The sequence below is a fragment of the Syntrophomonas palmitatica JCM 14374 genome (assembly GCF_001311885.1).
In the GTDB taxonomy this organism is placed as follows: domain Bacteria; phylum Bacillota; class Syntrophomonadia; order Syntrophomonadales; family Syntrophomonadaceae; genus Syntrophomonas_A; species Syntrophomonas_A palmitatica.
This window is the reverse complement of record NZ_BBCE01000007.1, coordinates 111576-122973: the sequence shown is the minus strand read 5'-3', so window position 1 is coordinate 122973 and position 11398 is coordinate 111576. Positions and strand designations below refer to the sequence as shown.

At 46.8% G+C, this 11398-nt stretch carries 8 protein-coding genes and 1 pseudogene; 4 read left to right on the top strand and 5 right to left on the bottom strand.

Annotated features, from left to right (window positions below; translation table 11 throughout):
* From JCM14374_RS05635 to JCM14374_RS14505, 4 genes and pseudogenes are all read right to left on the bottom strand, one after another.
* A partial coding sequence (locus tag JCM14374_RS05635; protein WP_157048978.1) for a 4Fe-4S dicluster domain-containing protein occupies positions 1-357 on the bottom strand: 357 nt, incomplete at its 3' end.
* A gap of 2 nt (positions 358-359) precedes the next feature.
* Positions 360-3572 (bottom strand): annotated as a pseudogene (gene fdnG, locus JCM14374_RS14510) (formate dehydrogenase-N subunit alpha).
* Between the two features lie 292 nt (positions 3573-3864).
* A complete protein-coding gene (locus tag JCM14374_RS05620; RefSeq protein ID WP_242848843.1) occupies positions 3865-5211 on the bottom strand; it encodes a substrate-binding domain-containing protein in 1347 nt (448 codons plus the stop codon).
* Entirely contained in the window at positions 5118-5786 is a 669-nt protein-coding gene (locus JCM14374_RS14505) for a hypothetical protein (protein ID WP_242848842.1), read from the bottom strand. The genes JCM14374_RS05620 and JCM14374_RS14505 overlap by 94 nt, the downstream gene beginning before the upstream one ends.
* Positions 5787-5932: 146 nt before the next feature.
* Here JCM14374_RS14505 and JCM14374_RS05615 point away from each other — a divergent pair, with 146 nt between their 5' ends.
* A complete protein-coding gene (locus JCM14374_RS05615) occupies positions 5933-7141 on the top strand; it encodes a molybdopterin molybdotransferase MoeA (protein ID WP_054694577.1) in 1209 nt (402 codons plus the stop codon).
* 269 nt (positions 7142-7410) lie between these two features.
* Here the strand turns inward: JCM14374_RS05615 and JCM14374_RS05610 are convergent, their stop codons facing one another.
* A complete protein-coding gene (locus JCM14374_RS05610; RefSeq protein WP_054694575.1) occupies positions 7411-8508 on the bottom strand; it encodes a PRK06851 family protein in 1098 nt (365 codons plus the stop codon).
* 102 nt (positions 8509-8610) lie between these two features.
* Here JCM14374_RS05610 and JCM14374_RS13440 point away from each other — a divergent pair, with 102 nt between their 5' ends.
* The 3 genes from JCM14374_RS13440 to JCM14374_RS05595 are packed head-to-tail and all read left to right on the top strand — an operon-like array spanning position 8611 to position 11395.
* Positions 8611-8859: a hypothetical protein gene (locus tag JCM14374_RS13440; RefSeq protein ID WP_054694574.1), complete on the top strand. Its 249-nt coding sequence runs from the start codon at positions 8611-8613 to the stop codon at positions 8857-8859.
* Positions 8860-8876: 17 nt separating this feature from the next.
* Positions 8877-10493 (top strand): single-stranded-DNA-specific exonuclease RecJ, encoded by a 1617-nt coding sequence (recJ, locus tag JCM14374_RS05600; RefSeq protein ID WP_054694571.1) that lies wholly within the window; start codon positions 8877-8879, stop codon positions 10491-10493.
* On the top strand, positions 10490-11395 hold the full coding sequence (locus JCM14374_RS05595; RefSeq protein ID WP_054694567.1) for a hypothetical protein: 906 nt from the start codon (positions 10490-10492) through the stop codon (positions 11393-11395). The genes recJ and JCM14374_RS05595 overlap by 4 nt, the downstream gene beginning before the upstream one ends.
* Positions 11396-11398: the final 3 nt, after the last annotated feature.

The following is an 11398-nucleotide window of genomic DNA, read 5'->3' as shown; positions in this document are numbered from 1 at the left end:
AAAGGGACAGGCATAGGTGCAGTACTGGCAGCCTATGCATTTATCCGGGTCATGCAGGGTAGCGCCGGATTCGCTCTTGTAATACGCGCCCTGGGGACAGACCTTCATACAGGCCGGGTCCAGGCAGTGCATGCACTGGCGCTTTAAGAAGTTCCAATGCACGCCGGTTATCGCGTCCTCGCTCTCAATGAAGTTCACTATGGTGAAGGTATCGCCATTGGTGTCTTCATGAGTTTGGTAATTGCCTTTAAATGGTTCTATTACCGCCGGAAGCTGGTTCCAGTCCTTGCAGGCTACCTGGCAGCCGCGGCAGGCGGTGCATTTGCTTACATCATACATATTAGCCATATTCGCCATGTTTAAGCCCTCCTTATATCGCACAGCCATGCTTTATATTCGGGACACATGGCATTGGCGTCACCAATGTGCGGAGTTAAACGGTTGGCGGGGTCGCCGGTAGCGTATCCCTTGAACCCGTATTGCCACAGCATACCAATTTCGTGTACGGTCTTGCCGTTAATATTAAAGGGCTTGAAGCGTTTGGTAACACAGGCCAGAGCCTTGATATCGCCGCGGCTGGTCGATACGATTACTTCACCGCCGTTTTTGATACCCTTTTCCTTGGCCAGTTCTTCACTGAGCTCAACAAACATATTGGGCATCAGCTCGGCCAGCCAGGGCAGGTTGCGGGTCAGGGCCCCGGTCTGCCAGTGTTCGACCACGCGATAGGTGGTGCCGATAATCGGATACTTGTCGCTGGTACCCTGCTCCTCGGGAGCCAGACCTTGGCCGCCGGGTTAAGGCTACCTTGTTGAGGATGGGTTGGGTCGGGCTTTCCCAGGGCTCATAGTGCTCGGGGAAGGGACCATCCTTCATCATTTTGCCGGTTACAAACAGTGCGCCCTTGCCATCAGCACGCATGATAAATGGGCTGGTAAAAGCCGGTTTATCAGGGCTGGTCGGCTTCAGGAAGTCGGGCACATCGTCTCCGACCCAGCTGCCCAGCAGTTCTGGCTTCTTAGGATCAGACAATGCCAGGGGATCCCAGTGTACCAGCTGCGTTCGGCGTCACCCGGCCACGGGGTAATACCATCTGGCTGCACAGAGCAGCGATTGTAGACAATACGACGGTTCATGGGCCAGCACCAAGCCCAGTTGGAGAATAGACCCAAACCGGTTTTAGAATTATCGACATTATCGCGTTTTTGGGGCTTGTACTGCACCGTGCCATCCGGCAGGGTGGTCATAGCTCCGCAGTAGACCCAGCAGCCACAGGCAGTCGCGCCATCATCGGTCAGTTTGGCAAAGCCTTCGATGGGAGCCTTGGTCTTGGTATCATAGCCGCAGAGTTCACGAGCCACTTTCATGATATCCGGTTCTTCTGAACCGGCCGGACCTTCATAATCCCAGGTCATGTTAACAATGGGTTCATCTTCTGGCCGCTTGCTGCCAGCATAGGCTTTTTTAATCGCTTTGCCCAATTCATAGATAATGGCCAGATCCGCCTTGGATTCGCCAACCGGGTCGGCGCCTTTCCAGCGATACTGTACCCAGCGCCCGGTCTGAGCGGCGGTGCCTTCTTTCTCATAAACCGCTGCTGCCGGCAGGAAAAAGACTTCGGTTTGAATATCCGCCGGGGTTTTCTTCGGCACATTGGGGTTGTCAACCGGTCTTTCCCAGGCCTGATAGGTCCAGAATTCAGCCGTTTCATTCAGCCACAGGTCGGAAGAAACCATCCATTTCAGGTTGCACATAGCTTCCTGTTCCTTGTTGGCATTGGGTCCGCCGACTACCGGGTTGGAGCCGCTGACAAACAAACCATCGATCTCGCCTTTATACATAGCTTCAAAGATGGCGATGTGCGAATAGTTTTTCTTTTCATCCCGCTTGGGCAGGTAATGATAAGCAAAATCATTTTCGGGTTTGGCAGCATCGCCCCACCAGGCTTTCAATAAGCTTACTACCCACTTGGAAGTATTGATCTTAAAGCCGGAGTTGGGGAAACCTTCCTTTACAGCGGCTCTCAGTTCTTCCAGGTTGGTAACCGGAAGTTTGGCTGCACCAGGAGTAACCGCCTTGAGGTACGAAATCAGATCCTTGTTGGCGGTGCTGTTCATAGGCGAATCGATATAGCCTGGAATATAATGGAAAAGAAGAGCCATATCCGTAGCGCCCTGAACGTTATTCTCACCGCGCATAGCGTTGATGCCGCCGCCAGGACGACCCATGTTGCCCAGGAGCAGTTGCACAATGGCGAAAGCGCGGATATTCTGTGCGCCTACAGTATGCTGGGTGATACCCATGGCATAGATTATGGTCCCAACCTTATTAGGTTTACCAGTGGCGCAGAAGGTTTTCAGAACCTCCAGGTATTTATCCTTGGGGGTTCCGGTAATTTTGCATACGGTATCAATGTCATAGCGTTCATAGTGCTTCTTCATAAGCTGGAACACACAGCGGGGATCCTGTAGAGTAGGATCGGTTAAGGCCGCGCCTTTATCGTCCTTCTTATAATCCCAGGTAGTGGGGTCATATTTACGGTTGGCTGGATCATAGCCGGTAAACAGACCATCCTCGAATCCATATTTATCATCGATTAAGAAAGCAGCATTAGTATAATTGACCACATAATCCTTGTGATAAAGCTCATTATCAAGGATGTATTTGATCATTCCGCCCAGGAACGCGATATCAGTACCCGAACGCAACGGTGCATAGATATCAGCACGGGCTGAAGTTCTGGTAAACCTGGGGTCTACATGAATCAGCTTGGCTCCCCGGTTTTCCTTAGCCTTAAACAGCCATTTCATAGAAATGGGGTGATTCTCAGCTACATTGCTGCCCATAATAAGGGCGCAATCGGTATTTTTCATATCAACGATATGATTGGTCATTACTCCGCGACCAAATGAAGGTGACAAACCTGCCACCGTCGAGGAGTGTCAGATACGGGCCTGGGTTTCCAGATAGACCAAACCCAGGGAACGCATTAATTTACTTAAAATATAGGCTTCTTCATTATCCAGACCAGAACCGCCAACATGAGCAATGCGTTCGGTGCGATTTACTATAACCTCATTGCCGTCAGCGTTTTTCTCTTTGTGGATGAAGCTCTTGTCGCGAGTTTCCTTAACTCGCTGGGCAATGGTTTCTACCATCCATTCCCAATCTTTTTCTTCCCACTTGTCACTCCCCGGCGCTCTGTACATCGGCTTTTGTACGCGCTTGGGATTGATCTCCTGTTCCCCGGTCTCTTCGTTGTAAATCTCTCTGAGATTGAACATGGCTGCACCTTTGGCACAGGCTCCACCCTGGTTGATGGGATTATCCGGGTCGCCATGTACGCTGAGGAGTTTTACAAATTTCCCAGCTGAGTCCTTTTCGGAATAAACTACCAGACCGCATCCGGAAGCACAGTAAGGACATACTGTGGGTGTGGGAGTAACGTTTTTAATGCGCAACTCCTTAACGCCAGCTGCTGTTGCTTGCATATCAAAACCCAGATCAAGTACTGCAAAGCTGGCAGCAGTAGCTCCGGTTACCTTGAGAAACTGTCTGCGGGTAACCTTCATAAAGTCTACACTCTCCTTTCCCCTAATAAGTTCGACAATAATCCCTTTTCTATTGCATTATAGCACCTCAGAACAAATTTTCGATAATCCATTTAATGTTAAATTAAGAGGATTATCGATTACTTACCAAGATGCCTATAAACCCCTCCCTTCAAGAATCTTGCCATAAGCAAACCAAATGGTTTTAACAAAGCCATAACTTACATATGCTTCGACATCATATCGTAAAAATCCTTGTTTCTCTATAAATCATCATAAGTATAATTTAAAGGAATAATAACATAAATATAAGTTATATACCGTTGCTTTCGATAATTTTTCCGGATATATCGAGGGCATAACCACCGAAATCAAAGGCCCGGGAAATAAATTCCTTACCTCGAATAATATCTAATAATATCTGCAGCCATTCGGAACTAAGCAGTTCCGACAAAATACACAGATCATAACGTTCTTCACAGATAGGTATGAAATCTAAATCCATGGCTCGGGCAGCGGCAAATATGCCAAGGCCTGCATCAGCAGCATCATTTTTTACAGCAGCCGCTATTGCCAGGTGAGTGAATTCTTCACGGGTATAACCGTTTATTTGTGAAGGTTCGAGGTTTTCCTGAGCCAGGAGGTAATCAAAGAGAATTCTGGTTCCGGCGCCCGGTTGGCGATTAATGTAACGAATTTCTTTATTCTGAATATCCTGTAGAGAATTAAGCCGGAGCGGATTGCCTTTTTTAATGATTAATCCCTGTTGGCGCTTGGCCAGGTTTACCAGCAGCCATTTCTTATCAGACAGGTACTTGCGTAAGTAAGTAGTGTTGTAATCACCTGAATCAACGTCAAGCAGGTGAATCCCGGAAAAATGTGTTTCTCCGCGCCGCAGGGCCATGATTCCTCCCATGCTGCCTGCATTAGTCGAGACCAGCCTCAGGTTATGGCTTTGCTTTAGAATATCCGCCAGGATATCCAGGCAGATATCGTGACTGCCAATAGTGACCATGGTTTTATCAATTAATGACCGGGGACGTCTCAGGGTAACCATACAATTTTCACCGGCCTGCAATCCTTCTTTGCCGCGGGGTATTTGCAGTACGCCGTCTGCTTTGACCAGACTGGTAGTAATGCCTGCGCCTCGCGAAAGGGGATAAGCGGTATAATGGCCGCCGATACAGGATACGTTAACATAGACAAATTCATCTACTCCCATTGAAGATGCAGTTTTCCTGGATATGGTGCAAGCCAGCTGCTCCTGGTCAGGAGCTTCCAGTCCTTGTTTGCGGTAGATCACCGGACGGGCAAACAGATGAAATATCAGCTGGGCCGAAATTGGATAGCCTGGTACCCCTATTACGGGTTTATTATCTATAATGCCCAGTATAGCAGGTTTGCCCGGACGAATAGCAATTCCGTGCACCAGGACTTTGCCATATTCATCAATAATACTTGAACTGTAATCTTCGCGTCCGGCTGATGAGCCGGAGCAGATAACAATAATATCGGCCTCATCTTTAACATCTCTGACTGCTTGCCTTAACAGTTCTTTATCATCTATTACCAGAGCATGACGTAAAGGTATAGCGCCCCATTCAGTACACAGGGCAGCCAGCATACGGCTGTTGGATTCAATGATTTCACCCGGGGCCATATCATCGCTGGCCTTTTCCCGAAGTTCCGTTCCGGTAGGATGATAGCCACCCGGGGTTGTTTAACCACCTCTACCCTTTCCAATCCTCCGGTTATCATAGAGCCTATTTCAAAGGGGCCTATAGGAGTGAAACTCGTTAACAGCAGATCATGGGCTACCAGGTCTTCACCTACTGAACGTATATGCTGCCAGGGAACAGCCGGTTTAATTATTTGTGCCTGTCCATCAATAAAATTTACGTCTTCAATCATTATGACCGCATCAAAAGGCAAAGGCACATAATCACCGGTATCCACTTCTATAAAGTCTTCTGCGGGTTTTAAATATATTGGGTTTTGTTCATTAGCCTGGGCTGTGCAGGAAGCCCTAACAGCAATTCCGTCCATTGCCGAAGCAATATAATGAGGAGAGGATCTCCTGGCACTAACCGCTTTGCTGGTGATGCGTCCCTGTGATGTAATTACATCGACTTCTTCACTTTCTATGGCGAAGTAACCCTGCTCCTGCAGCGAATTCATGAACAGGGTCAAGGCTTTTTCAAGCGGCATGTTTTCAATGTATACGTTGCGCTGCATATTATAACTCCAGTTTTTTCAATATTTTTTCACTATATTGTAGCTTATCTGAATGATAATAACAAAATTACTCAATAGTTAATTTTATTAAACCTGTACCCAACTGGAGTATAATAAACCTGACAAGAAAAAAAGGAGAAAAGCAAGTGGGTGAATTCTTAAATGTAGTGAACTTCCAAGAAGGATTAAGGAAATTGCGAGAAGCATGCCCTAAACAAGAGACAGAACTTTTACCGATACGAAATGCCTACCGCAAAACCATTGCCAGTAAATTTGTCAGCCCGGAGAATCTGCCTGCTTTTAATCGTACTACGGTTGACGGTTACGCGGTATATGCTCCTGATACGTATGGCTGCAGTGAAACATTGCCAGCGTTTCTGCAATTTGATGGTGAAGTGCAGATGGGACAAGCAGCGGAATGCGAAATAACTCCCGGTCACTGCTGCTGGATACCTACCGGCGGGATGCTGCCTTCGGGCAGTAATGCGGCGGTAATGGTGGAATACACTGAAAAAATGGGCGAAGATACTATCCTGATTTACAAACCGGTGGCGCCGTGGGAAAACATAATGCAAACCGGTGAGGATGTGCAAACCGGGCAGGAATTATTTCTGCCCGGCAAAGCTATACGCGCTCAAGACATCGGTTTACTGGCTTCATTAGGGGTTGAATATGTGCCGGTTAATAAACCGTACCGGGTGGGAATCATATCTACTGGGGATGAAATTGTTCCGCTAAATATTAAACCTTTGCCGGGTCAGGTCAGGGATGTTAATTCTTATGCCCTGGCGGTGGCAGTAGAAGCATGCGGCCACATCGCCAATGTTTATCCGCTGGTTAAGGATGATCGTCAGGAATTAACCCGAACAATTGATAAGGGGCTGAATGAGAACGATATTCTGCTTCTGTCTGGCGGCAGTTCGGTAGGCCTGAAGGATATGAGTCTGGAAGTATTAATGTCATTTCCTGATGCCACAATGTTGTTTCACGGCTTGGCGGTTAAACCAGGCAAACCATGCCTGGGAGTGAAGATAGGTCACAAACTTGCTGTCGGCTTGCCGGGACATCCGGTATCTGCTTTAATGATGTTTCATATTATTTGCAAGCCCTTATTGCAAAGCTGCGCTGAAATGGTTCGGGATGTTTCCCTGGAATTAAACGTTGCTTCTCAAGCGGGACGCGATGATTTTATTCCCGTACAAATTATTGAAGGAGAGGATCTGCCGACAGCACGTCCACTCCTGGGTAAATCCGGCCTTATGAGCATCCTGGCCCTGGCTGATGGCTATATTCATATAGCCTATGAAAAACAGGGGCTGAAAGCTGGGGAAAAGGTAAAGGCGTATTTGTTTTAAACACAAGTTTCAGCGTTAACACAAATTCATATCTTATCTTACTCGCGCCTACTTTGCTGCCAAATGATACCATCTGCTTAATTCGGTGATCAAGGGGTACCGCGCCAAGTTCCCATCCTGGTCACGTGGCGCGCTCGCGGCGTCCCGCCGCTCGCCCCCTTTCCCTGCCTTGCCTTGGCAGGATATTAGTAGGCTTATATGTTAAGTTGCCCGCAAGCTATGAATTTGTTTTAAGTCAATTGCTAAATTTGAGTTTTAGAATAAGTATCTTATGCGAATTCCTCTTTAAGCTGTAAGAATAATTCCTGTCGCATCTGCTCGATGGCATCCAGGTCCATCGCCGGAGTATAATAACTTTCCAATTCATCATGCAGTTCTTTGGCGTTATGAATATGCGAAACCGCATCTCTGACAGCAGTTTCATATCGTTCTTGTGCGGAAGAAATATTATGGGCATAAGTATCTATCATTTCTTTTGACAATAGAGCATCAAAATCCAACATACGTTTGATTTTCCGCCCGGAAATAGCTGTTTCATAATCCACCAGGGGCGAGCTAATATTCACCAGGGCTATTTTCTCCGTTGGCAGCAAAATAAGATCAATTTCATCGGGGTCGGCGGGATTGTGATAGACTTCAGCATTAATGCCGTGAAGATTTATCATATTAAATATATTGATAAAAAGCTCGGTTTTACCACTACCCGGGCTGCCTTTGATCGCGAAAACAGCCAAATCAGAATCCAACAGGCTTTCGGCCCGGTGTACTATGCCCAACGGAGTTATGGCGGCCGCAAAGAGATGGCGGACGCTTCCGGCATGTGTGTTATTTTTGGGGATAAAGTCTAATGTGAGAGCTAGAATATTACGGTTTACTGCTTCTTCATTTATGGCGTCATGATAATAGGAGATCCATTCTTCCATTGCCAGACGGCTTTCTTTAAGTCGAATATAGGCCCGGTCAAAACAACGTCCGATATCCTGGGTCAGATTGACAATTACATTGCGGTTTTTGACCAGCTTTTTCTTGTTCCAATACACTCCCAGGTTGATTATTTCATCAACTGCTCCGGGAAAACGCGGATCAACTACATGCGGGGCCGTACCATCAAGAATACATAATTCCTGGTCGCCAATGACAACCCCATCCAAGGAGTCATTGTCGGAGGAACACCAGTGATATTCAACATCATAACCATCAGAACTAAAGTCTTCGCCCATTTTACGCATAAAGGTTGATTTGCCGACCCCGGGGCCTCCCTTAAGAATTATTTTTCGTTTAACATTTGGGCTGACAATATAATTATAATAGGAATAAAATCCGAAGCAGGTATTGCCTCCGGGAAATAAATGCCTGATTTTAGGCATAGCTGCACCTCCAAATAGTTTTTTATTATATATGTGTATACACCCAACTTTCTCCCAGGAATATAATGGGAAATATGCCTGCTGTAGTTATGAGGAGATCATATGAAAAAATATAAAAACTGGATAATAAAAACCGGTAACGCAGAAGCCGCAGCCAGGCTGCAGGCTGAATTGAATATATCCCAAGAGTTAGCTGTGCTTTTGTGCGGCAGGGGTATTGATACATATGATAAAGCCCGCGTATATCTCTATGCTGGATGGGACGAATTAAGCGACCCCTGGATAATAAGCGGCATGGAGGCTGCAGTGCGCCGTATAGATCAGGCTGTCAGCATGGGGAACAAATTGTAGTCTATGGTGACTATGATGTGGATGGTGTCTGCAGTACGGTTCTTATGCTGCGATGCCTTAAACGCCTGGGATGCGAGGCACAATATTATATCCCGGACCGCTTCAGCGAAGGTTACGGTATGAACATCAAGGCGATTGAGGAACTGGCTATTAAAGGCTGCAAACTCTTAATAAGCGTAGATTGCGGCATCACTTCCATTGAAGAAATTAGAAAAGCGGCTGAATTAGGCATGGATGTAATTATTACGGATCATCACATCCCCGGTTCGCAATTACCGGATGCTATTGCTATCATTAATCCCAAACTTGATAAGTGCGAAGCCAATTACCACCTGGCAGGAGCTGGGGTGGTATTCAAGTTATGCCAGGCTTTGTCTCGGAACAGACTGTCGGAAGAAGAGGTTTATACCTGGCTGGATTTGGCGGCTCTGGCAACAGTAGCGGATGTAGTACCGCTTGTCGGCGACAATCGTATACTGGTGAAGTACGGACTGCCCCGGATAAGCACTACCACAAACCCTGGCCTGCAAGCCTTAATAAAAGCCTGTGGATTAGAAGGCAAAAAGCTGAATACCTGGCACCTGGCCTTTATGCTGGCTCCGCGTATTAATTCTGCCGGGAGGATGAAAACCGCCGCTTTAAGTATCGAACTGCTGCAATCATCTGAACCTGCTCGGGCAACGGAAATCGCCGGGCTTTTATGCCGGCTGAATGATGAAAGGCGTTCGCTGGAATCCGCTATGTTTAAGGATGCGGTTTTACAGCTGGAAGGTTTGCCTGATGAAAAGCAGGGGATAATTGTTCTGGCTGCAGATAACTGGCATCCAGGGATTACAGGGATTGTAGCTTCGCGTTTGTGTGAACGTTATAACCTTCCGGCAATTATGATTTCCTGGGACCAAGATATTGGCAAAGGTTCATGCCGCAGTGTTCCCGGTTTTAATATCTACCAGGCCCTGGCCGACAACCACCGCCACTTGCTGCAGTATGGCGGTCATCGCCTGGCTGCGGGTTTAAGTCTGCACAGGGATGAATTTGAGCTTTTTAAAAGTGATATCAAGAACTGGGCTATACAGCACATATTATATGAAAAAACGGAACCGGAATTGAATATTGACATGCAGGTAGAAGTAAAGGATTTAACCCCTCATTTATTGCGGGAATTGGAATTGATGCAGCCATTTGGCGAGGGCAACCCGCAGCCGCTTTTATTGCTGCGCAGGGCCAGGCTTGCATCCGCTCGCTTGATTGGAAAACAGCAGGAACACTTTATCTGCAAAGTGGACGGTTTGAGTGCGGTAGCTTTTCGTCAAGGTAGTTACCTGAATAGCAGCACCGGACTGATTAATCACGACCTGGCTTTTTACCTCGAAGAAAACGATTATGGCGGAAATAATCAGCCAAGGCTGCGTTTGCATGATATAAAACCCAGCTTTGTCCCGGACGAACTTACCAGGGCAGCTGGATCATCACGATTCTTCAATTTAACACAGATGATTGAAAAAGATTTATCACAAAGTTTTAACATTATGCTGGTCTTTCCTACATATCGCACCTTAGAGAAGAGCCGTCCTTATATGGATTATTGTTTCAGCCGGAAGCGGTCCGGGAAATTCATGGCAGAATGCCGGTGATTGAACGCCAGAAACGGCAGAAGGCTTTATTAAGCGGTGAAATACCGATTTGCCTTAGTACGCAGGCTTGCTGCCGTTATCTGCTAAATCATGGGCTGATGCCTGATTTTGTGAAAATAATTGAACTCTGGCCTTATCAAGCAGATGAAGAATGGCAGGAACTAATATGCAGCAAAAATATAAGCCATCTTAAAGACAGGGTATATTTCCCCTCTGCAATCAGTGGAACATGGAAATATAACGGGGACACGCGTTCAGTTGTTTACAGCAACCGTCCCAGCACGGTACAGCATTATGCAGCACAGGACGGCAATATTATCATTGAGGCCGGGATGACTTTGAACCATGAAAGGTTCGCTATACGCAAACGTTTTAATGAAATTCCTTCCGGGGTATTAATATCAGATGGCGTCTTTTATGAATACTTGGCCGGGAAGATTGACGAAATAGTATTCGCTGACGCGCCTTTTAGCATTTTTGAAATCCAAAATGTAATGGAACAGATAGCCGCAATTGATGAAACTAATGTTTTTACGGTTTTTGCCCGCGAAGCGCTGGATTTTAACCGCATGTACCTGGAGCGCGTTTATCCCGGCCAGGACCTGGTAAACACTTTTTGGGGTTATTTGCTTTCAACAGGCCGAAATCCAGTTTATACGAATATGAGGGAACTGCTGGCTGCGCTTAGAGTTCACCTGCCCCGGGAATGGAGAAGCACGGAAATAGAAGCTATAACACAGGTCCTTTCCGAACTGGACTTGTGCACGGTTGAGAAAAAAGGTAGTATTATGGCAATAAAACTGTTTTCTTCAACAAACAGCCAGGTCGATATAGACCATTCCCTCTATTACCTGGAAGGCCTGGCTGAAAAAAAGCTTTTCAGAATCTGGAAACCGAACTGAATA